Annotated in this window: 22 protein-coding genes, 1 tRNA gene and 1 riboswitch; of the genes, 11 read left to right on the plus strand and 12 right to left on the minus strand. The window is 57.9% G+C overall.

All coding sequences use genetic code 11. The annotated features are described in order from the left end of the window. Positions 1-71: 71 nt before the first annotated feature. A complete protein-coding gene (locus ACZ5RI_RS10990) occupies positions 72-461 on the minus strand; it encodes a hypothetical protein (protein WP_464512976.1) in 390 nt (129 codons plus the stop codon). 307 nt (positions 462-768) lie between these two features. Between ACZ5RI_RS10990 and ACZ5RI_RS10995 the strand changes: the two genes are divergently transcribed. From ACZ5RI_RS10995 to ACZ5RI_RS11010, 4 genes are all read left to right on the plus strand, one after another. Beyond that, entirely contained in the window at positions 769-1,146 is a 378-nt protein-coding gene (locus ACZ5RI_RS10995; RefSeq protein ID WP_464512980.1) for a helix-turn-helix domain-containing protein, read from the plus strand. Between the two features lie 384 nt (positions 1,147-1,530). Beyond that, on the plus strand, positions 1,531-1,827 hold the full coding sequence (locus ACZ5RI_RS11000; protein WP_464512984.1) for a DUF6874 family protein: 297 nt from the start codon (positions 1,531-1,533) through the stop codon (positions 1,825-1,827). Positions 1,828-1,936: 109 nt separating this feature from the next. After that, positions 1,937-2,134, plus strand: coding sequence for a hypothetical protein (locus tag ACZ5RI_RS11005; protein ID WP_464512988.1), 198 nt, complete (start codon positions 1,937-1,939; stop codon positions 2,132-2,134). Positions 2,135-2,484: 350 nt separating this feature from the next. Further along, positions 2,485-3,588 (plus strand): tyrosine-type recombinase/integrase, encoded by a 1,104-nt coding sequence (locus ACZ5RI_RS11010; RefSeq protein ID WP_464512992.1) that lies wholly within the window; start codon positions 2,485-2,487, stop codon positions 3,586-3,588. A 31-nt stretch (positions 3,589-3,619) separates the two neighbouring features. Here ACZ5RI_RS11010 and ACZ5RI_RS11015 read toward each other — a convergent pair. Next, positions 3,620-3,703: transfer RNA gene (locus ACZ5RI_RS11015), tRNA-Leu, on the minus strand. Positions 3,704-3,834: 131 nt separating this feature from the next. Then, the gene (locus ACZ5RI_RS11020; protein WP_464512995.1) at positions 3,835-4,071 is read right to left on the minus strand and encodes a FliM/FliN family flagellar motor switch protein; all 237 of its coding nucleotides are present in this window, start codon (positions 4,069-4,071) and stop codon (positions 3,835-3,837) included. 42 nt (positions 4,072-4,113) lie between these two features. Between ACZ5RI_RS11020 and lipB the strand changes: the two genes are divergently transcribed. Beyond that, on the plus strand, positions 4,114-4,833 hold the full coding sequence (lipB, locus tag ACZ5RI_RS11025; protein ID WP_464515590.1) for a lipoyl(octanoyl) transferase LipB: 720 nt from the start codon (positions 4,114-4,116) through the stop codon (positions 4,831-4,833). On the opposite strand, the gene ACZ5RI_RS11030 is transcribed toward lipB, so the two are convergent. After that, positions 4,811-5,122, minus strand: coding sequence for an acylphosphatase (locus tag ACZ5RI_RS11030; protein ID WP_464512999.1), 312 nt, complete (start codon positions 5,120-5,122; stop codon positions 4,811-4,813). The genes lipB and ACZ5RI_RS11030 overlap by 23 nt on opposite strands. A gap of 64 nt (positions 5,123-5,186) precedes the next feature. On the opposite strand from ACZ5RI_RS11030, the gene ACZ5RI_RS11035 reads away from it, so the two are divergent. Then, the gene (locus ACZ5RI_RS11035; protein ID WP_464513003.1) at positions 5,187-7,331 is read left to right on the plus strand and encodes an FUSC family protein; all 2,145 of its coding nucleotides are present in this window, start codon (positions 5,187-5,189) and stop codon (positions 7,329-7,331) included. Positions 7,332-7,401: 70 nt separating this feature from the next. Here the strand turns inward: ACZ5RI_RS11035 and ACZ5RI_RS11040 are convergent, their stop codons facing one another. The 5 genes from ACZ5RI_RS11040 to ACZ5RI_RS11060 are packed head-to-tail and all read right to left on the minus strand — an operon-like array spanning position 7,402 to position 12,668. Beyond that, entirely contained in the window at positions 7,402-9,093 is a 1,692-nt protein-coding gene (locus ACZ5RI_RS11040) for a M28 family metallopeptidase (protein ID WP_464513007.1), read from the minus strand. Positions 9,094-9,149: 56 nt separating this feature from the next. Continuing rightward, complete coding sequence (locus tag ACZ5RI_RS11045) at positions 9,150-9,512, minus strand: endonuclease domain-containing protein (RefSeq protein WP_464513011.1); 363 nt, start codon at positions 9,510-9,512, stop codon at positions 9,150-9,152. Continuing rightward, positions 9,509-10,636, minus strand: a complete 1,128-nt coding sequence (locus tag ACZ5RI_RS11050; RefSeq protein WP_464513014.1) for a carboxyl transferase domain-containing protein — start codon at positions 10,634-10,636, stop codon at positions 9,509-9,511. The genes ACZ5RI_RS11045 and ACZ5RI_RS11050 overlap by 4 nt, the downstream gene beginning before the upstream one ends. Then, entirely contained in the window at positions 10,633-11,337 is a 705-nt protein-coding gene (locus tag ACZ5RI_RS11055) for an ATP12 family chaperone protein (protein ID WP_464513017.1), read from the minus strand. The genes ACZ5RI_RS11050 and ACZ5RI_RS11055 overlap by 4 nt, the downstream gene beginning before the upstream one ends. Further along, positions 11,334-12,668 carry an RluA family pseudouridine synthase gene (locus tag ACZ5RI_RS11060; RefSeq protein ID WP_464513020.1) on the minus strand — a complete coding sequence of 445 codons (1,335 nt, stop codon included), beginning with the start codon at positions 12,666-12,668 and terminating at the stop codon, positions 11,334-11,336. Before ACZ5RI_RS11060 ends, ACZ5RI_RS11055 begins: the two co-directional genes overlap by 4 nt. A gap of 34 nt (positions 12,669-12,702) precedes the next feature. After that, positions 12,703-12,764, plus strand: a riboswitch (Fluoride riboswitch). A 54-nt stretch (positions 12,765-12,818) separates the two neighbouring features. Between ACZ5RI_RS11060 and crcB the strand changes: the two genes are divergently transcribed. Together crcB and ACZ5RI_RS11070 are read left to right on the plus strand one after the other, a co-directional pair. Continuing rightward, positions 12,819-13,223, plus strand: coding sequence for a fluoride efflux transporter CrcB (gene crcB / locus ACZ5RI_RS11065; protein ID WP_464513023.1), 405 nt, complete (start codon positions 12,819-12,821; stop codon positions 13,221-13,223). Positions 13,224-13,420: 197 nt separating this feature from the next. Beyond that, the gene (locus ACZ5RI_RS11070; RefSeq protein ID WP_464513026.1) at positions 13,421-13,981 is read left to right on the plus strand and encodes a YgjV family protein; all 561 of its coding nucleotides are present in this window, start codon (positions 13,421-13,423) and stop codon (positions 13,979-13,981) included. 5 nt (positions 13,982-13,986) lie between these two features. Here ACZ5RI_RS11070 and ACZ5RI_RS11075 read toward each other — a convergent pair whose 3' ends face one another. Together ACZ5RI_RS11075 and lipA are read right to left on the minus strand one after the other, a co-directional pair. After that, positions 13,987-14,433 carry a type II toxin-antitoxin system RatA family toxin gene (locus tag ACZ5RI_RS11075; protein WP_464513029.1) on the minus strand — a complete coding sequence of 149 codons (447 nt, stop codon included), beginning with the start codon at positions 14,431-14,433 and terminating at the stop codon, positions 13,987-13,989. After that, positions 14,433-15,395 carry a lipoyl synthase gene (gene lipA, locus ACZ5RI_RS11080; protein WP_464513032.1) on the minus strand — a complete coding sequence of 321 codons (963 nt, stop codon included), beginning with the start codon at positions 15,393-15,395 and terminating at the stop codon, positions 14,433-14,435. Before lipA ends, ACZ5RI_RS11075 begins: the two co-directional genes overlap by 1 nt. Before the next feature lie 169 nt (positions 15,396-15,564). On the opposite strand from lipA, the gene ACZ5RI_RS11085 reads away from it, so the two are divergent. The 3 genes from ACZ5RI_RS11085 to ACZ5RI_RS11095 all read left to right on the plus strand — a co-directional run bounded on the left by ACZ5RI_RS11085 (position 15,565) and on the right by ACZ5RI_RS11095 (position 18,739). Then, on the plus strand, positions 15,565-17,283 hold the full coding sequence (locus ACZ5RI_RS11085) for an AMP-binding protein (protein WP_464513035.1): 1,719 nt from the start codon (positions 15,565-15,567) through the stop codon (positions 17,281-17,283). Positions 17,284-17,445: 162 nt separating this feature from the next. Next, positions 17,446-17,838, plus strand: coding sequence for a PadR family transcriptional regulator (locus tag ACZ5RI_RS11090; RefSeq protein ID WP_464513038.1), 393 nt, complete (start codon positions 17,446-17,448; stop codon positions 17,836-17,838). Then, positions 17,816-18,739, plus strand: a complete 924-nt coding sequence (locus ACZ5RI_RS11095; RefSeq protein ID WP_464513040.1) for a sensor domain-containing protein — start codon at positions 17,816-17,818, stop codon at positions 18,737-18,739. The genes ACZ5RI_RS11090 and ACZ5RI_RS11095 overlap by 23 nt, the downstream gene beginning before the upstream one ends. Here the strand turns inward: ACZ5RI_RS11095 and ACZ5RI_RS11100 are convergent. Next, positions 18,736-19,878 (minus strand): hypothetical protein, encoded by a 1,143-nt coding sequence (locus ACZ5RI_RS11100; protein ID WP_464513043.1) that lies wholly within the window; start codon positions 19,876-19,878, stop codon positions 18,736-18,738. The two genes, ACZ5RI_RS11095 and ACZ5RI_RS11100, sit on opposite strands and share 4 nt — an antisense overlap. Between the last annotated feature and the right edge of the window lie 189 nt (positions 19,879-20,067).

Here is a 20,067-nt window from a genome sequence, read left to right on the forward strand (position 1 = left end):
TACCGCCGGAGGGTCTGGCTCACAGCGTGAGGGGGAACGCGTGAGCCAAAGGCAAACTTAAGAAACAGGGATCAGACCCGGTCATGCGGACAGACCTCCACAGGCTGGACCGACAGCGAGAAACTGCTGATCCGCAAAGCCGCCAGCCCACGGTGCCAGTGCGCTGCAGCAAGGTGGCAGCGTTGAGCACAGCGCAGGCAGGCAAAAGCCCAGCGGCAAAACAGATGGGTGCGGGGGAAAATGCGCCGGTGGATACCAAAACACAGCGTAGCGGCAGCGATACAGATGCCCTTACCAACAGAGGCAGACCACGCCCGCAGGCGGAGGCTCTGCCGCATCTGCCAGACGATCAGGCAGCGTAGCGGCTCAGTCCGCACCGACACCTCACGCACGAGCATCATCGCCCACGGGCCATACGCCTCGTCAGATAACTGCACCCCTGCCCGATCCTCACGGCTCATGCGGGGGCTCCTGACTGGTCTGAGGATTGGGAGTTAGAAGTTGCTAATGGTGCCGCAAGCGACATCCAAACATGCCATGGCTTTCCAGAAATCATCTCAAGCCTTTTTGCGATAGCCATCGTTACATGTCTGCGACCAGAACAAAGGTCTGAAGCATGCCCCTTGGAGCAATTAAGACGGATTGCAAACTCACCAACCTTCAATCCAAGGCTTGAGCGGAGCTTCGCGATTTCGTTTGGGGCGTTGTTATTACTCATAGCCAAACAGTTCGCACAGTGCGAACACTTGTGCAAGGGAAAAGTTCGCTATGTGCGTAACGACCATTAACAGCGCATCGCTTATTGTTCGCAACATGCGAAACGACACAAACACTCAGCAAATTCCTCGTCGCAATTGGTTTGCGAAGGAATGGATTGCGCATAAGGGATTAAAACAGTCAGATATCGTTGCCAGAACGCCATTTAATAAGGGGCAAGTTAGTGAGTATGTGAATGGAAAACGGCGATGGAACCAAGACGTACTAGAAGAATTTTCTAAAGCTATCGGCGTTGATTGGGACGCACTTTTAAGACATCCATCAAATTCAAATAATGAAATATTAGAAATACTATCTAAATTGACTGACAACCAAAAGAAGCAAGCGATTATTATTATAAAAACACTTTCAAACGAAAACGGAAAATAGATTATACATTAAAAATGACACATAATGATACACAATATATTTAATTACGTACATTTTGAGATTCATTACTTATACTTATTTTGTATGCACTACAAAATCACAGGTTTATCACTAGAAGAAAACCACAAGATAGAACTCCACTAGCAATTGTTTGATTCTGCTTAGCAGACTTACAGTTCTGCAATGGTTCGCATAATGCGAATATATTTGACACGAATGTTCGCACTATGCGAACATAATTCTCATGAACTGTTCAATTTACAGGTAATGGGAAATCAAAATGGTCCATACCGCCACCTATCACACCCCAACGCTGACAGGGGAATACGCAAGGCAGACTGCGGCCCCTCACGATGTCTCCCACCTCAGTCATGAGGTGGCAGCATGAAGCCCGTCAAATTCACACGAGATCCCGTTACAGCCGAACTGATCCGCAAATGCGTAGCGCGTGCGGTACGCCTTTATAAGGCCGGGGGCAGAACCTGCGATAAACTCTCCCTTGAGATGGATCTGTCTGCCGCCAACGCAAATGGCTGCCCGATCGATTTCGGCAAACTGCTGGCATTCGATGATTTCAGCTTCCTGCATGACATCACAGGTATTCAGCACCATGTCAGCCGTATTTCGGGCCGCATAACCGGCTGCTTTGTGCCGCGTTCAGCCCGGAGCGCACGGGCATGACAGGTATTACCGCACGCGATGTGATGGACGCTTTAGGGCTTCTGGTTCTGTTTGTTTCCGCATGGTTCATGGCGGAGGCACTGGAGATACTTGCCGCGGCGGTGACAAAATGAACGCACCGATCACCCTGCATGTTGAAGCCAGCGATAACCACTTCTCCGCATATCTTGAATGCGCCGGGAATACACGTGTCCTGACCGAGGAAGATTTTCAAATCCTCACCGACCGGCTGGCCGACACCGCATTGCCACCAAGACCCATTCTGCAAAGTTTTATGGCACCAAACAAAGCGGGAGCGCACACATGAGACGATACCGCCCCACACTGCTCACACCATTAGGCCGCGCAGTGATAGCCACAGCATTGAGCGCAGCAGTTACGCTCTACGCCACTGGCATAATTATCACGCGCATAGCGATGCCACCGCACGACACCACACAAACCGTTATCAGCGAGGCGGACCATGACTAACCGCGTTGCACGATTTACCAAAACAGATATTCGCAGAGCCATGGCAGCCATACAGGATGCGAAAGGAACGTGGGCGATCGAAATTGATCTCGATGGCAAAATCCGCCTTGTACCATCAATGCCTATAATGCCGGAAAGCGTGCAGTCCGTTCCGCCTATTTCATCACGCAGGATCATGCTCTAGTTATGGATATGCCCCGCCCGCGCCCTATTCACCTGCACCGCTATATCACCAGACACGGCAAAACAGTTTGGTATGTTCGTTCCAGCCAGCCTCCGCGCAAGAAGATCCGCATCTGGAACGCATACGGCACACCGGAATTCGAACAGGAATATCTGGCTGCACTGGCAGGTGAGAAAACACCGAAAAATAAAGCGCGATACAAATCGACAGGCAGCTTAGAATGGCTTTACGACCGATATCGCGAAACGACATCATGGCTGGATCTGGCACCAGCTACGCGGCGGCAGCGGGAAAACATCCTCGGCAACATTATGAAAGCCGCGGGGCACGAGCCATTTGCCCAAATCACGAAACTGGACATTGAAGATGGCAAGAACCGGCGCCGGGAAACACCATCACAGGCACGCAACTTTCTTGATGCAATGCGAGGCATGTTCATCTGGGCAGTATCCGCAGGCATAACAGATAAAGATCCAACAGCAGGCGTTACCTACCCCACACGCAAGAAGACCGAAGGGTTTAAGGCGTGGACACGGGAAGACGTCGCCCAATATGAAGCCTACTGGCCGGAAGGCACCCGACAGCGTGTCTGGCTACACGTACTGCTCTACACGGGCGTCCGAAGAGGCGACGCGGTAACGCTGGGGCGTCAGCACATTCGGGATGGCATGCTGGTGTTTATCACCGAAAAGGGACGCGACAAGCGCCGTATAGAATGCGCGCGGCCGATCGAGCCTGAACTGGCAGAGACCCTGCAAAAAGGACCGATCAGCGACCTTGCGTTTATTTGTGGCGAGCGCGGAGAACCGCTGGTCAAGGAAAGCTTCGGCAACATGTTCAAGGCTGCTTGCGTCGCCGCAGGCATCAAAGACAAATCAGCCCATGGCCTGCGCAAGCTGTCGGCCTCGATCTGGGCTGAACGCGGCGCGACGGTCAACGAACTCATGGCACTATTCGGCTGGCTGACGCCGCAGATGGCTGCACTTTATACAGAGAAGGCAAATCGCAAGCGTCTTGCAGCGGGTGCAGCTGCGCGTCTCACAGGAACAGATGCGCGATACTCTATGGCCCCACCCGTTCAAAACGTGGGGCCAGAACGAAAATAAATTCAATATTTTCAAGGGTTTATTTTTAGTTTGGTGCGGTCGAGAAGATTCGAACTTCCACGAGTTGCCCCACTAGCACCTCAAGCTAGCGCGTCTACCATTCCGCCACGACCGCAAATCTGCATGGGGTGGCGCGATGTAGCACATGCTCTACGCCTTTGTGAAGGCAGGAAAACGATCTTGGTGTCAGATATTTTCAAAAAAATGCCGCAGCGAGGGCTTAGCCCTTCATTTTACAAGCACTTGTTATTGATAGGTTTTCAACAATTCACTGATTGAGACCGATATTTTCTCGCCCTGAAGCACGATTTCTCCGGTCGCAACCGGTTTATCGTTGGCCAAAATCAGCACCGGATCGTCCTGATGGGAATCAAGTTCGATCACCGCACCGCGGCCCATGCGCAACAACTGATGCATGGGAATGACGGATTTGCCCAGCACCACCGAGATTTCAACTTTGACATTGGTAAGATTGGTTGCCATGCCGCATACTTCTTTCGTGGTAGAATGATCCTTATGCCAGACATGCTTTATGGCGCGTTAACACCGGACACGACAATGCTTAAAACCCACGAAACAGCACCGGAATGGAAAATCAGCCTCGGTGCAACTGATTACCCGCAGGCTGTAGCCACGATGGAGGCCCGCGTGGCGGCCATCCGCGCACAAACGGCACCGGAGCTGGTCTGGCTGGTCGAGCATCCACCGATCTACACCGCCGGCACCAGCGCCAAGCCAGGCGATCTGATCGATTCTCGTTTTCCGGTCTATCAAACCGGTCGGGGCGGACAATATACCTATCACGGCCCGGGGCAGCGCGTGGCCTACGTTATGCTTGATCTGCACCGGCGCGGTGGTGGCCGGCCGGATGTCCGCGCCTTTGTCCATGATCTGGAGGAGTGGTTGATTCGCGCACTGGCTCTGCTGGACGTGGTTGGCGAGCGCCGCGAAGGGCGGGTCGGCATCTGGGTTGCCCACGATGGGCGCGAAGACAAGATTGCCGCCATTGGTGTGCGCATCCGCCACTGGGTCAGCTTTCACGGCGTCAGCCTCAACGTCGCCCCGCATCTGGAGGATTTTTCCGGCATTGTCCCCTGTGGCATTGCCGATCATGGCGTCACCAGTCTGGCGGCACTGGGTCGGCCGACAAGCCTTGCCGATGCCGATGAAGCGCTGGCCGAAGCTTTTGCCACGGTGTTCGGTCCGGTCGATTTCGCACCGATCAGTATGTCGGACGGCGCGTAAACCCCGGGCTTTGCGGCGGGCTGGCGCGGCGCAGATTGAGATGGTCAACACGCGCAGGTGCCGGGGCTTCATGCACACATGTATAAACAAACGTGTCCACCCTGGTGGTGGGGCCGTAAACCAGAATCTCGACCGAACCATCGAACCGGTTGCAAACCCAGCCATTCAACTCCATACGCTGGGCCAGATCGGCGACGAAGGCCCGGAAACCGACACCCTGAACCCGCCCCTCTAGCTTCAATTGAACGCAGTCCATCTTTTCGGCATTTACAGGCTCTTCATTGTCCATAACGTATCTCCGGATATGGTTACCGTCCCTACGCATCGAAGCCCGCTATCTTATATAGTATCACATGAACACTGAAACTGCCGCCAGGATCGCCCTGCCCGCCCGCTTAAGCAGGGCCTTGTTTCGGACCCATATCGAGACCGGCATTTGGGTCGGCTTATCCATGGCCTTCGTCGGCCTCAGCGTCGGCATTGTGTTCGGCCGGTTTCCTGCAGTGCTGGCCTGTTCCGGGGCTTTAAGTGCCAGTGTGGTTGATCACCCCGGCCCGCTCAAGACCAAGTCGATCCTTTTCTTCATGGTCATTGTCAGTTCCAGCCTGCTCAACGCGCTGACGCTTTTGACCGCCCACACCCCTTTTGTCATGGCGGCGGTAATTGCGGTCATCAGCTTTGTCATCGGGCTGATCTCGGCCTATGGCCGGCGCGGCATTGCGCTGGGCGTCGGCCTGGTGCTGGCACTTTTGTGCGGCATGATGGTGCCGTTAAAAGGCCCCTTGTGGCAGCACATGCTGACCTTTGCCGGTGGCGGCGTTGCCTATGCCTGCTTTTCCCTTGCCGTCGGGGCCTGGCTGGAAGACCGCAACCGCCGCATGCTGCTGGCCGAGGCATTGCGCTCCTTTGCGGGCTACCTTACCGCCAAGGCCAGCATCTATCACCCCAACGTTCCGATCTATCCGGCGCTGCAAAAGCTGCTGGAGGCCCATTCCAGCCTGATCGAGCAATTGCAGACGACCCGCGACATGGTCTTTGTCGGCGCCCGCAGCAAACGGCGCATGCGCTGGATGGCGGCGATGATCACGCTGCTGGATGCCTTTCACACGGTTTTATCAAGCGACGCCGATATCGAAACCTTACGTCAGTCGATCAAACCGGCGATCATGCACCGCCTGAGGATTCTGGCCACCGGCATGGCCGATGATTGCCAAAAACTGGCCCTTGCGCTGGTGATGCCCGGCGCCGCGATTACTTTTTCAGGCCATGAAGCCGAATTTCAATTGCTCTATGAAGAAATCGGCCTTTTGGAAAACGCTGTGACCGTCGGGGAAGAACCCGCAGCCACCTCGGCTGTACGTTCCACCGTGCACAAACTGGAACGGGCGGTTTCCTATATGAAGCGGCTGACACTGGCCATTACAGCGCAAGCCGATGCCGAAACCCTTCTGCCCAAGGTCGATCTCAGCACCTTCATCTCCAAAGACACCATCAGCCCGCGTCGGTTGCTGGCGCAGTTCACCTTCTCGTCACCGGTGATGCGCTATGCCATCCGCTTCACGCTGGCCATGACCTGTGCATACGGCGCCACACTGTGGGTTTCCACCGTGGCCCATGCGGGCTGGGTGCTGCTGACCACCGCACTGATCCTGCGCGCCAGTTACAGCGTCACTAAAAAACGCCGCAATGACCGCATTATCGGCACGGTGATCGGCTGCGTGGTTGCCGCCATTCTGGTGCGATTACTGCCACCGGCATGGCTGTTTCTGCCCACCTTCGTCACCGTGGGCACGGCCCATGCCTTTGCCCCGGTCTATTTCGTTGCAACCTCAGTCTCGGCTTCAGTCACCGCACTTTTACAACTCTATTTCCTCGCCCCCGAAAACCATTTCGTCTTTTTCGAGCGGATTATCGACACCCTGATCGGCGCCGGTATTGCCTGGCTGTTCAGCTATCTTTTACCCAGCTGGGAATGGAGCAATGTCCCCAAGCTGGTGCGCCGTATGGTCGATGCCGATCGCCGTTTTGTGCTGCAAGCCGTGCGCTTTAAACGCAACGATCAGAATTACCGGCTGGCCCGCAAGCGCGCTCACGATACCTTTGCCAACCTGTCGGCAACGGTCCGCCGTCTGTCGGATGAACCGCAAATGGACCGGCGGGCATTTGTTGCCCTCAACGACCTTCTGATCGCCAACTATATGCTGACCAGTGAAATCGCCTCGATGCGGGTATTGTTCCGTATGCGCAAAGATGAACTGACCGAAACCGCCGAACCGCTGCTGGCCTGGGCGCGCGAGGATGTCGATACCACCTTGAGCACCTTCATCGGCAAAAATGAACCGCACGGCCACTTATCGCGGAAAAATCTCGGGGCGTCATTGGGTGGCACCAACGCCATCATCGCGTTACGCCGCCGCCTGGTTCATCTGGACCGCGCCGCCCAGCGGGTGGCAGCGCGGGCATCGCGGGCTTTAAGCGAAATTCAGAAAAACAAATAACCGCATACCACCAAAGCATAAAAAAGGCCGCCTGCAACAGGCGGCCTTTTAAGACTTTAACAATACAGACTTACTTCTTCGCCTTGGTGGGATGGGCTTTGGCCAGTGTCGCCTCGCGCGCGGCGCGGAATTCACTGGTGGCCCCCCATGTCGGCCAGTCGGTGCTGTTGGCCAGCGCCAGACCGGCGGCATAGACCGCTTCAGCATCCTGCATCGGGGCCGTCATATCCCAGGCCGGATTAAACTCGTCCGTCGGCTTATGATAATGGTTCTGGACATAATCCTCGGCTGCGGCCTTGGCGGCTTCCTTACCACCAACGACGAAGTCCGCTCCGGCCCCAGGGGTTACCGATGGGACGCCGACCTTGGCGAAAGCGAAATGGTCAGCCCGGAAATATCCACCATGCTCCGGCGTCGGATCGGGGCTCAGCGTGCGGCCCTGCGCCTTCAGCGCCGCAATCATATAGGCGTCGAGCGTGTTCTGACCATTGCCCGGCATCACCATGTCATGCGTACCGGCTGACGGCATATCACAATCAAGGTTGAAATCACCGGCGATATTGGCCAGCTGCCACAACGGATGTTTGGCGAAATATTCCGCCCCCATCAGCCCCTGCTCTTCCAGTGTTGGGAACAGGAATGCCACGGTCCGATCTGGCCGGTTGCCATGGGCGATGGCTTCGGCAATATCGAGCACCATCGACACGCCCATCGCGTTATCGAGCGCACCGTTATAGATCTTATCCGGCCCGGCGATATCCGGCTTGATGCCAAGATGGTCCCAATGGGCGCTGAACAGCACCGCCTCACCCGGACGCTTGGCACCGCGCAGGAAGCCAACAACATTGCGGGTGCTGACATATTTGGTGGTGGAATGGGCATCGACCGTCATGGTCTCCCCCTTCAATTCAACCGCCTTGAAGCCGGGCTTATTTGCCGCCGCCTTCAACGCGGCATAATCCAGCCCCGCCTTGGTGAACAGGCTTTGCGCGGTTTCCAGATCGATCCAGCCGCGAATGGCAAGCTGCGATGCGTTTTTGTCTGCCGTCAGCAGCCAGGAAATCGGCCCCGAATTGGAGCTTTGCACCACGCCGAAGCCATAGGCCGCGGGCTTGGTTTCATGCACGATCAGCACGGCGGCTGCACCATGACGGGCCGCTTCCTCAAACTTGTAGGTCCAGCGACCGTAATAGGTCATTTCCCGGCCCTTGAAGAATTTGGCATCGGGACTGGCATCTTCATTACCGGGATCATTGATCAGTACGACAACGGTTTTGCCCTTCACATCAACGCTGGCATAGTCGTCCCAGCCATATTCGGGGGCCACCACGCCATAGCCGACGAAAACCAACTGCGACTTATCGAGCTTGACGTTTTCCTTGGCATAACGCGGCGACCAATAAACAACATGGTCGGGGAATTTCAACGGCAAGGCACCGGTTTCTGTATCGATGCTGAGCGACGATTTGGCCCCGTCAAGGGTGACCACCGCCGTCGGCACGATCTGGAAATAGCTGCCATGATTGCCCGGTGCCACACCGATGCGCTTCAATTCATCGGCAATCCACTGGGCGGCGGCTTCACCACCCACCGCACCGGGACCACGGCCTTCAAAGCTGTCATCCGCCAGCGCTTTGTCACGGGCCGCGATATCCGCCTTGGTGATCTCTGGGCTGGTAACCGGATGTTCAGGATAGGCAAATGCCACCATCCCGATGAACGGCAGAACCGCCGTTGCGAATAAGAAACGTCTAAGACGCATATCTTCCCCCTATAAATTCGGCCCCATGCTACGAGCCGCAAAACCCAAGACAACTCTTATTTTTGTGAAACGACATCCGCAGGCTGTAAGGGCGGACGATCTTCAAGAATTTGCCGCAGACGGAACAATGCTTCGCCCAGATCTTGGGCAAGGTCCGCCTTCCATACGCGCAAAATGGTATAGCCCGCCGCCACCAGAACATGTTCGCGGGCAACATCCGGGGACGGGCGCACATCGCCATCAAAGTGTTCACCAGGGTGGCCCTCGACCAGCTCAATCACCAGCAGAATATCATGCTCGACGAAATCGAGATGAAACGTCTGAAAAATCGCATCGCGGCGAAAATGATAGCCCAGCGGGTTAAGCTGCTTCAGCGCTGCCCATAACCGAATTTCCGCTTCCGTGCGCACGCGCTTCATGACCGCGGCCCCCGGTTTGCAAACAGGGCAGCCAGATGCGCACGGGTTTCAGCCGGTTCAAGCACGGTATCAACCAGCCCATGGTGCAGGCCATAATCTGGCGAGAGCAAATCCCGCGTATACGCATCCAGAAACGCCGCTTTATCCTGTGGTTTGATCAGCCGCGCGGCGGTTTCAGCAGGTACGGCTGCCATTGCGGCAGTGGGCCAGGCCAGTACATCATCCACCAGGGGCCGGGTGGCAAACAGTGCATAGGCCGCGCCATAAGCCGCGCCGGTTATCACTGCAATCTTGTGGCAGCGGGCTTGCGCCATTGCCCGCATCACGTCGCGGGCGCCGATGGCCAGTGCGGCCTGTCCGGCATCGGGTTTGAAACCACTGCCCGTTACCTTCACCAAAAACGGCCAGTCCATTTTATCGCATAGGCGCACCAGCGCCGCGGCCTGCAACAGATCCGCCCCATCGAAGCCGTCCTGCAGCGTCACCATAGCAACGCTTTGCCCCAGAATGCGCGCCAGAGAGCAACGTAAGCCCCCCTTATGCAGAACACTCTCCGTACCGGAATCGATGATCTGCTCAGGGGCCGCGCCCGAAACATCCACCGCCGCATCCGCGCGGGTGAACGCTATCAACGGGCGTAAAGCGGCAAAGCAACTTGCGACATCGGCAAAATGCTGATGATACACGCAGGTATCCGGCGCACGGCTTAAGCGCAGACCGCCATCCGAAACCGTGAACAGGATATCGCAGACTTGCGGAGCCAGCGCATCGCCACCAGCACACGGCCCGGTCAAAACCGCAATGGAGAAACAGCGACTGCGGGCCAGATGGGCCAGCACCCCGGCATAGGCGGCCACGGCCACACCGCCATCCTGAATCCGCGCCCCGCCGCCATGATAAAACCCGATCAACGGAATTTGCCCGACTTCGGCCCGTTCCAGCGCATCAAGCCAGAGCCCGGCGCGGACCGCATCGGTGGAACCGCCGCAGACGGAAAAATCGCTGGCAAAAACCAACACCGCCACACCACCAAGCGTCGCCCACCCCACCGTGCCGGCCGCATCCACCGCGTGGAAGCTGCCGGGATCGGCAAGCCGGATGAGATCAGGTGGCGCAAAGATCATGATGCCATAGCAGCCCTTAAAAAGCGGCCATAGGCGGTTAAATCGGCCAGCAGACCGGCGGCGCGCGCCTCAGCTTCCTCATCCCGGCCCCAGCGCTCGGCCTGATAGTCTTCATCAAGCCGCGACAGGGCAAAGGCCGCAGGAACATCCAGCTTACCCTCGGCCAGTGCCAGCGCCAGCACCAGCGAACCGGTCAGCGCCGCCGCACCATGCAACGCCGTCAGCACGAAAACATTCTGGGCCAGAAGATGAGCGCGGAAAATTGCCAGCGTCTCTGCGGGCTGATCGAACGGCACCACACCAACACCGGTGCGCAAACGGGCACCAAAGCGCTGTTCAACCCATACGATTAACGGGTCCCAATGGGCGCTTTGGCGCGCCACCAGTTCGGACGGATGGTCAGCGCGGTAACAGATCAGATCATTGGCATAGGCCAGAAGCGCCTCGGCCACTTCGGGCTGCTTGACCGCAACCCGGTCGATGGCGGTGTTGGCGCATTTGGTCAGCTGCAGCGCGCTGACATCAAATTCTTCCGGCACAGTGCGCCATTCCTCGGCCAGAATTTCCGCCAGCGACTGACTGGGCAGCGACAAAGGGGCCTTATCCGGGGTTTTGATCGCCCGGCCATCGAGGAAAATACCAAACCCGTCAGCGCCCCCGCTTAAAGGGCCGACACTGACGTCACGATAGAAACGCTTCATGATTTCTTCCGCTTACGGACAAACGGATCGATGGTGTTTTCACTATCGAACCCGAACAACTCCCAACTTTTGAGCATATGGGGCGGCAGCGGGGCAAGCACGTTCAAACGTCCGCCGTCCGGGCGGGCAATATCAATGCTGCGGGCGTGCAGATGCAACTTATTTTCCAGCTCGCCCTTACCGCGCACCTCGGTCCCGCCATATTTGAAATCGCCCAAAATCGGCGTGCCGATGCTGGCCATATGAACGCGGATCTGATGGGTGCGGCCGGTCAGCGGCTTCACCGCCACCCAGGCGTAATCGCCCGCTTCGCCCATAACGACATATTCGCTGATGGCCGCCTTGGCCCCATCGGTCTTTTCGTTGGTCACCATCATGCGTTCATCACGCCCGCGCGGCCCGTGACCGCCTTCTTTGACCAATGCCGCTTTGATCAGACCGCGTTTCACCTTCGGAATACCGCAGGTCAGCGCCCAATAGATCTTCGAGGCGTCGCGTTCCGCCAGCGACTTCGACAGCCCGGCCGCGGCCGGCACGGTGCGCGCCACCACCAGCACGCCAGAGGTGTCGCGGTCGAGCCGGTGCACCAAACGCGGGCGCTGCTGTTTCTCGAACATGAGCGAATCCAGCATCCCGTCGATATGGCGGGTCAGGCCCGAGCCACCCTGCGTTGCCAGCCCGGACGGCTTGTTCAGCACGATCACCGAGCTGTCGATATAGATGACCAGATCCTGCAAGGATTCGCCGGTCATATCCGGTTCGGCGCTGCGGGGCCGCACGGCCAGTGTGGTATCGCCGAGCTGGGGCGGCAGGCGCACGGCCTGGCCGCTTTGCAGCCGGTCGGCGGCCTTAACCCGGCCACCATCGACCCGCACCTGCCCGGTGCGCAGGATCTTTTCCAATCGCCCATGGGTCAAACCGGGATAATGACGCTTGAACCAGCGATCAACGCGCACGCCATCCTCGTCATGAGCAATGGTCACCACCTGTGCCGTCGTTTTGGGCTTGGTCTCCGGGGGGGCCGGAGTCTGGGGGGGCTGGGGGGCTTTAGGAGCCGGAATGTCTTGGGCTGGCAGATCTTTCACCCGCAGACTTTCGACCGGGGCTTTCTTAGCCGGAAACTTCGGCGCCAAAGCCTTTGGGGCGAGCGTGGCGTTCTTTGGTCCGGGGCTCTTTTGGGCCGGGACTTTTTTGACCGATGCCTTCTTGGTCAAGACCTTCTTGGCCAATGACGTCTTAGCCACCGGCTTTTTGGCTAGCGCTTTGGCCTTACGGGCCGGAGCCTGTTTTTTACCGGTCCGCGCCGTTTTTTTGTGTTCTGTTTCGTCCATTGATTGACGCTCCCGGCGTTTGCCGTTAAGGCTCGGAAATGATGGGGATGGGGTCCCCCGATAACCGCTCTTAAGGCTGATGACTCCTGCCGTATGAACAGGATCGCGGCGGTTTGCAAGCGCCGCCGCGCGCTTTAAGGATCCGTTACCATGCCATTTCAGCTTTATCTCGTCGTCGCCCTTGGTGGGGCGCTTGGCACTATCGCCCGTTTTGGCCTTTCCGGGCTGATTGCCGCCGGGTTTGGTGAAACATTTCCCTGGGGCACCCTGATCGTCAATATCAGCGGTTGTTTCATTATCGGTTTTTTCGCCACCCTGACCGCCCCGGATGGGCGACTATTCGTCAGCGGCACCACCCGCCAGATGGTCATGACCGGCTTTTGCGGCGGTTATACCACCTTTTCTTCGTTCAGCCTGCAAACCCTGAACCTGATCCGTGATGGCCAGATCCTGCAAGCCGGAGGGAATATCGCCGGATCGGTGACCGCCTGCATGATCGCGGTGTGGCTGGGTTCGGTGGCAGCCGCGCTGCTGAACCAGGTCAAAGGGGCTTAAAAACACACGAACCGCGCGAGCTGGCCATAGTACGCATTTTACTGGTTTTCGGCACCATGCCCTGGGCATGGCAAGCGCGAAGTGTTGACGCACCAGCAAAACCATACTTTAGCCACGCTTCACGTTTAGATAAAATCACCGGACGGAACGCGCATAGCGCGCCAGCGCAGACATGCGCCCCGTCTGGAAAGGATAAAATGCATATTTTCTCACCGGCTCAACTTCTGGGCTATGTTGCGTTTGTACTTGGCGTTGCTTCCTTCCTGCAGAAAAGCGACAAAAAGCTGATTATTTTTAACGCCAGCGAATGCGTTATCTATACGCTGCATTTTTTCCTGCTCGGCAATCTGACCGCATCCGGCAGCGCACTGGTGTCCGCCGTCCGTTCACTGATTTCCCTGCGCTGGCGCGCCCCGATCATGGCGGCGTTATTCATCCTGTTTAATCTCATCGTCGGCATGACCGCCGCCAGACACTGGACCGGCTGGTTTCCGGTGGTGGGCAGTTGCGTCGCCACATTCGGATTATTTTTCATGCGCGGCGTTGGCCTGCGGCTGATGTTCCTGACATCAACCGCCTTCTGGATTGCCAACAACATCCTGTCCGGTTCGATCGGCGGTACCGCGCTGGAACTGACCATTTTCGCGACCAACGGCACCAACATCACACGCATGCTGCTGCGCGAACGCCGGGTCAAGCGTCAGCGCGCCGAAAGCCTGGCCGAACGGCACGCGCGCACGGCCGTCGCCAGCCAATAGCAGGATCAGGCGTTCACCAGACTGGCGGCGCGTTTTTCAAAAGCGTGTGAGATTTTCTTGACCGATTGGGCAAAAACCGCGCCCATGGCCGCCTCGAATAGCGGATTACGAAATTCAAAGGTGATCGAGAAATCCACCTCGGTCCCGCCCGCCTGCGGTATAAAATGCCACAAAGTATCTAACTGGCGGAATGGGCCGCTCTGCTGCGTTACCGCAATGCGATGCGCCTTGGGGGTCAGCACCACGCGGCTGATATAGCTTAGGCGTAGCGGACCGGAGCCCGCCGTCATCTCGGCCCGCAGGATTTCTTCCTCGCCAACCATCTCGCGCGATAACAGCTTCAGCCCCTGACACCCGGGCAAAAATTCCGGATAGCGCTCGACATCGGCCACCACGTCGTAGAGCAAATCCACCGCATACGGAACAAAGCGGGTTTCGCGATGAACCGCCATTAAACCGCCGTCCGCCCGGCCCGTGCCACTTTCAGGGCCGCAAAATCCTCGTCAGCATGATAGGATGACCGCGTCAACGGCGTAGCCGAAACCACCAGAAAACCTTTGGAACGGGCCACATCGGCCAGCCCGGCGAATTCTTCCGGCGACCAGAATTTGGCCACGGCAGCATGTTTCCGGGTCGGCTGCAGATACTGACCGATGGTGAGGAAATCGACATTGGCACTGCGCAAATCGTCCATCACCTGCATGATTTCCTCGCGGGTTTCCCCGAGGCCCACCATCAGACCCGATTTGGTGAAACCTTCGGGGTACAGCGTCTTGGCCCGATCGAGCAGCCGCAGCGAATTGTAATAGCGCGCACCGGGCCGGATCGGCAGATACAGCCGTGGCACGGTTTCCAGATTGTGGTTGAACACATCGGGGCGGGCCGCCATCACGGTTTCGATGCAGCCATCCTTGCGCAGGAAGTCCGGCGTCAACACCTCGACCGTGGTCGCGGGGCTTGCCGCGCGAATGGCTGTGATGGTGGCGGCGAAATGCCCGGCGCCGCCATCGGCCAGATCGTCACGATCCACGCTGGTGACCACGACATGGCGCAGGGCCAGCCGGGCCACCGCCGCGCCAACGCGCGTCGGTTCTTCGCTATCGACCGGACCGGGCATACCAGTGCGCACATTGCAGAAGGCACAGGCCCGCGTGCAGGTATCGCCCAGAATCATCATGGTGGCGTGCTTGTGATTCCAGCACTCGCCAATATTGGGGCAGCCAGCTTCTTCGCAGACGGTATTCAGCCCGCCTTCGCGCACAATGGCATTGGTTTCAGCATACCCCGCCCCGCCCGGCGCTTTGACGCGGATCCAAGCGGGTTTGGGCGACACCGCGCTATCAGGGCGGTTCGCCTTTTCGGGATGGCGAAGGCGGCGGCGGTCTTGGGCCGCCTGATCGAATACGACAGTCATGCTCTGGCATATACCGCGTTGCAGGTTGTCAATCCATGACATTTAGAGCCTATTCGCTATGTGGATATAGCATCTGGCCAAAAACCGACGGCTGGTTTAAGTACACGTTCCAGCCTGACCTGACGAAGCGCCCCGGACCTTACCGGTTAGAAACAGCTCAACCGGTATCATGACAAGAACAAGGCGGATTACCGCCACCGCCTACGGTAAGGAGGATTCCTTGGCAGCCACCGCCATTGCCAGCACCGGCGAAGAACTTTTACCGACCCATTTCCAGCGGGCGCAAAAACCTGTTTTCCAGGCACTGATTGACGCGCGCAACCTGTATGGCGGCGCCCGCCCCGCCGTGGTGGACGGTGATGAACGCATCGCCAGCTACGACGACATCATCCGGGCGGCGCTGGCATTGGGCAATTCCCTGCGCAAGGGTACGGCCACCAGCGAAGCCGTCGGTGTTATGCTGCCCACCAGTCTGGTCGCCGTGGTGTCGTTTTTTGCCCTTTCGGCCTTTGGTCGGGTGCCGACGATGCTGAACTTCACCACCGGTGCGGCCTCGCTCAAAAGTGCGCTGCGCACCGCCGAAGTCAAACGCATCATCACCGCACGCAAATTCATCGAAGTGGCCAAGCTGGAAGCGCTGATTGAGGCGCTGTCGCCGCAGGCCGAGATCCTCTATCTGGAAGATGTGCGCGAAGGACTTTCGGTTTTTGACAAGGCGGTGGCGGCGATCGGCCAATATGCCCCCGCCATGATGACACAGGGACCAGCCCCGGCGCTGGTATCGAATCTGGTGTCGCGGGTGACATCGCCCGGTTTTGTCGCCAATCTGGTCGGCAAACGGCCGGTTTATGACCAACCCGCCGTCATTCTGTTCACCTCGGGCACCGAGGGCGAGCCCAAGGGCGTGGCGCTGTCGCACCACAATCTGCTGGTCAACATCGAACAGATCCGCAGCCATCTGGCGCTCTATCCGACCGACATCATCTTTTCACCGCTGCCAATATTTCACTGTTTCGGCCTGACGGTCGGCGCGCTGCTGCCGCTGTTGCTCGGCATGAAAACCGTGCTGCACCCCACCCCGCTCAAGCCGCACGAGATCGTCACCCGGATCAAGGAAGCCAGTGCAACCATTCTTCTGGCGACGGATACCTTCATCTCGCAATACGCCCGTGCCGGCGAGCCGGGCGACCTAAGTTCGCTGCGTCTGGCGATTTGCGGGGCCGAACGGGTGCGCGACGAGACCCGTCAGTTGCTCCGCCGCAAAAATTCTATTGAAATTCTTGAAGGCTATGGCGTCACCGAAACCGCACCGGTGGCGGGCGTCAATCAGCCGGGTGCCAACCGCCCGGGCACCGTCGGCCATCTGCTGCCCGGCATGCAGGCACGGCTCGAGCCGGTGCCCGGGATTTCCAATGCGGGCCGCCTGTACCTCAAAGGTCCCAATGTCATGCTGGGCTATATCCGCCCGGAACGGCCCGGCATGATCGAGCCGCCCGAAGATGGCTGGCATGACACCGGCGACGTTGTTCACATCGACGAGGAAGGCTTTGTCGCCATTCGTGGCCGCTTGAAGCGCTTTGCCAAAATCGGTGGCGAGGCGGTGTCGCTGGCCGTGGTTGAAAACTGCGCTTCGGCGCTGTGGCCGGACTTTGCCCATGCCGCCGTTTCTCTGCCGGAAGGGCGCAAAGGCGAGCAAATCGTATTGCTGACCACCAATCAGGATGCCACACGGGTTGCCCTGCTCGGCTGGGCGCAGAATCACGGTGTGCCGGAAATTGCCATGCCGCGCCGAATTATTCCGGTCGAAACCATTCCCGTGCTTAGCACAGGCAAGACCGATTATGTTAAGGTCGAACAGATGGCGCTGACCGAAAAACCAGCGAACTGAGTATTTTCAAAAGCTTAGCGTAACAAAACAGGAGAAAACCGCCCCAGGTCGCTTTATGTGGAACTTAGTTGTAACTCCACTATAGGCCACTCTTGCATATTGTGAAGTTCATGCTAGATTGAACTTCGCAATAGTGTGGAGGGCGGAAGAGAGGCGTGTGCAGTGAGTGAAGAATCCCAATACACGCGCAAATTCCGTAAGGAACTAATGGCCGGGCTGTCGTCGCTCGTCCTTCTGGCTGTGCTCGCCCGGGCCGGTCGGGAGATGTATGGATACGAAATCGCCAAAGCCGTAAAAGCCGAAGGCGAAGGTGGGCTGATCTTTAAGCAGGGCGCGATCTACCCTGTGCTGCGGTCGCTGGATGCGCTGGGGCTGCTATCCAGCCGGGTCGAAGCCTCGGCCTTTGGGCCACCGCGGCGCTATTACAACATCACCGACGACGGGCGCAAAGCCTTGTCCGAATGGCAATTTGCCTGGCGCGATATGCGCGAATTTGTCGACGATGCCTTGAAAGTGGGGGCAGCAGAAGCTGATGCATTCAGACCAAGCGCTTAAATCCGCGCCAGAAACGGTTCGGGCCTATCTGACCCAGTTGCGCCACGCCCTTAAAGGGGCGCCGCGTGGGCTGATTGCCGACGCACTGGCCGATTGTGAAGAGCATCTGAATAACGAAATCGCCCAGAATCCGGATATGACGGAAAAGGCGGTACTGGCTTCGGTGATTGAAACCTACGGCAGTCCGCAGGAAATCGCCGATGAATATCGCAGCATGGAAGCCACGCTGTCGACGCCGTTTCCCAAGGCGGAAAAGCCCGTCGACGCCCCGCACCACAAGGGCGGTTTTTTTGGCATTATCGCCGATCCGCAAAGCTATGGGGCGCTGCTCTATATGATGATGGCGCTGATCACCGGTGTCTTCTATTTCACCTGGTCCGTCATCGGCATCGCGATCACCACCGGCTGCGCCATGCTGATTTTCGGCATCCCCTTTGCCCTGTTGTTCATTGGTTCAGTCCGGCTGATCAGCCATGTCGAGGGACGTCTGGTCGAAGGACTCCTGGGGGTTCGTATGCCGCGACGGATGCCTGCCGCCTTGTCACGCGATGAAACGCTGTGGGCGCGGATCAAAGATGCGCTGACCGATGTGCGCACCTGGACCTCGCTGTTCTATCTTCTGGCCATGCTGCCGCTGGGCATTTTGTATTTTGTGCTGACAATTGTTGGCCTAAGCCTGTCGCTGGGCGTCACCGGCACGGCGATCTATTCGCTGGCCACCAACGAAAGCCACATCCAGTTTGATCTGATCCCATGGGTCGATCATCTCCTGCACACCGCGCCGGGCCTTGTTGTGTTGGCGCTGATGGGCATGCTGCTGTTCTTCTTCGTGCTGCACATGGTCCGCGGGTTGGGCTGGCTGCATGGCCGCATCGCCGAAGGGCTGCTGGTCAGACTTTAAAGTTTCGCGGTATTGTCGGGATCGATGCCCTTTGCCAGCGCCGCAAAACGGCTGGCAAAGGCATCAAGCCCGACTTCGGAAAACATCTGCCGCATCATATTCTGCCCGGCTTCGGCCAGCGCCAGACGCTTAGCCTCATCCCCGCGTAAATCTTCATAGACTGCCGCCAGATTGGCAAAATCCCAATCCACCGCGCGATAGGTTTCGCCATCGCGGTACCGGTCGGGCCACACCCGCATATGGCCCATATCGCACATCATCACCGCTGCACCGGTCAGCCAGGCTTCATGCTCGCGAAAGCAGATCTCGCCATTGCCAAAGCAGCTCAGCACGATTTTCGAGTCACAGAGCCGGGCGACGAACTCGCGCCGCGGCACCTTGCCAGCGAAGACAGCTCCCGGCAGCCCCCGCACCTTCTCCAGCGCCAGCTTACGCTGAAACGCCACCGTGTCACGGCCATAGCGGCCAGTGCTGAACATCACCGCCATATCGGTGTGGCGCGCCCGGTGGGGGCTGATGGCATGGCCCACCGGCGGTGGTGGCGGCACATCGGCGGCGAGCCACAGCGCTTTGTGCACCGCCTTGTCCAGCCGCCCAAGCAGCCCCAGCCGCGGATCGCGATAATCGTAAGCCACATCCCAGCCCACCACCACGCGCGGGGCCAGCGTCAGATCAAGGGGGGTAAAGCCCTCCTCCTGATTGTCCATCCTGGCATTGACGTGATCCTCAATACCGTAGTGGCGATGGTAGTAATCTGAGAAGATTCTTCCGCCATAAAGTGGCTGATTGTATAATTTCATGTCCTTTAACAGACATTGCCGGACATAAAGCGAAACGTAGGGCAGCACTTCGAACTGTGGTGTGCCGGTGGAATCGCGTAAATCAAACCAGATCAGCCTGCCGGTCTTTGCCGCAATCGCCGCCACCGATGCGGCACGGGCCACCGGGTCGGTCATGGTGCCGAACAGCTCGTCGTGGCGGCGTGAGGTCAACATTAAAACATCGCAATCGAGCACATCCGGACCAATCCGGTCATACATTCGTACGCTGATGCCCATGTCGGCAAGCCGTCCCCGGGTGAGACTGGCCGGATACCAATGATTTTTGCGCCGTTTACCATCGACAATGTGAACCCGCATACCCGACCCTCTGACACTGCCTTTACCCCGCCCCGGCCTAAATGGCTGGCAAGCACGAAGCAAAAAAAGCGTTAAATCCCTGTAAATGGTTGACGTCGCATTATGGTATCTGGCTATATGTGTTGCCGTTTAGCAAGCGTCGAAAAATATTTTCGGCGCATCTTCCCTGCCACAGGTATCTTCCCGGGG

Source organism: Micropepsis pineolensis (assembly GCF_055392125.1).

Coding starts and splice junctions, on each gene's coding strand:
- ACZ5RI_RS10990 (WP_464512976.1), bottom strand. CDS start 461: ATGAGCCGTGAGGATCGGGCAGGGGTGCAGTTATCTGACGAGGCGTAT.
- ACZ5RI_RS10995 (WP_464512980.1), top strand. CDS start 769: ATGTGCGTAACGACCATTAACAGCGCATCGCTTATTGTTCGCAACATG.
- ACZ5RI_RS11000 (WP_464512984.1), top strand. CDS start 1,531: ATGAAGCCCGTCAAATTCACACGAGATCCCGTTACAGCCGAACTGATC.
- ACZ5RI_RS11005 (WP_464512988.1), top strand. CDS start 1,937: ATGAACGCACCGATCACCCTGCATGTTGAAGCCAGCGATAACCACTTC.
- ACZ5RI_RS11010 (WP_464512992.1), top strand. CDS start 2,485: ATGGATATGCCCCGCCCGCGCCCTATTCACCTGCACCGCTATATCACC.
- ACZ5RI_RS11020 (WP_464512995.1), bottom strand. CDS start 4,071: ATGGCAACCAATCTTACCAATGTCAAAGTTGAAATCTCGGTGGTGCTG.
- lipB (WP_464515590.1), top strand. CDS start 4,114: ATGCTTTATGGCGCGTTAACACCGGACACGACAATGCTTAAAACCCAC.
- ACZ5RI_RS11030 (WP_464512999.1), bottom strand. CDS start 5,122: ATGGACAATGAAGAGCCTGTAAATGCCGAAAAGATGGACTGCGTTCAA.
- ACZ5RI_RS11035 (WP_464513003.1), top strand. CDS start 5,187: ATGAACACTGAAACTGCCGCCAGGATCGCCCTGCCCGCCCGCTTAAGC.
- ACZ5RI_RS11040 (WP_464513007.1), bottom strand. CDS start 9,093: ATGCGTCTTAGACGTTTCTTATTCGCAACGGCGGTTCTGCCGTTCATC.
- ACZ5RI_RS11045 (WP_464513011.1), bottom strand. CDS start 9,512: ATGAAGCGCGTGCGCACGGAAGCGGAAATTCGGTTATGGGCAGCGCTG.
- ACZ5RI_RS11050 (WP_464513014.1), bottom strand. CDS start 10,636: ATGATCTTTGCGCCACCTGATCTCATCCGGCTTGCCGATCCCGGCAGC.
- ACZ5RI_RS11055 (WP_464513017.1), bottom strand. CDS start 11,337: ATGAAGCGTTTCTATCGTGACGTCAGTGTCGGCCCTTTAAGCGGGGGC.
- ACZ5RI_RS11060 (WP_464513020.1), bottom strand. CDS start 12,668: ATGGACGAAACAGAACACAAAAAAACGGCGCGGACCGGTAAAAAACAG.
- crcB (WP_464513023.1), top strand. CDS start 12,819: ATGCCATTTCAGCTTTATCTCGTCGTCGCCCTTGGTGGGGCGCTTGGC.
- ACZ5RI_RS11070 (WP_464513026.1), top strand. CDS start 13,421: ATGCATATTTTCTCACCGGCTCAACTTCTGGGCTATGTTGCGTTTGTA.
- ACZ5RI_RS11075 (WP_464513029.1), bottom strand. CDS start 14,433: ATGGCGGTTCATCGCGAAACCCGCTTTGTTCCGTATGCGGTGGATTTG.
- lipA (WP_464513032.1), bottom strand. CDS start 15,395: ATGACTGTCGTATTCGATCAGGCGGCCCAAGACCGCCGCCGCCTTCGC.
- ACZ5RI_RS11085 (WP_464513035.1), top strand. CDS start 15,565: ATGACAAGAACAAGGCGGATTACCGCCACCGCCTACGGTAAGGAGGAT.
- ACZ5RI_RS11095 (WP_464513040.1), top strand. CDS start 17,816: ATGCATTCAGACCAAGCGCTTAAATCCGCGCCAGAAACGGTTCGGGCC.
- ACZ5RI_RS11100 (WP_464513043.1), bottom strand. CDS start 19,878: ATGCGGGTTCACATTGTCGATGGTAAACGGCGCAAAAATCATTGGTAT.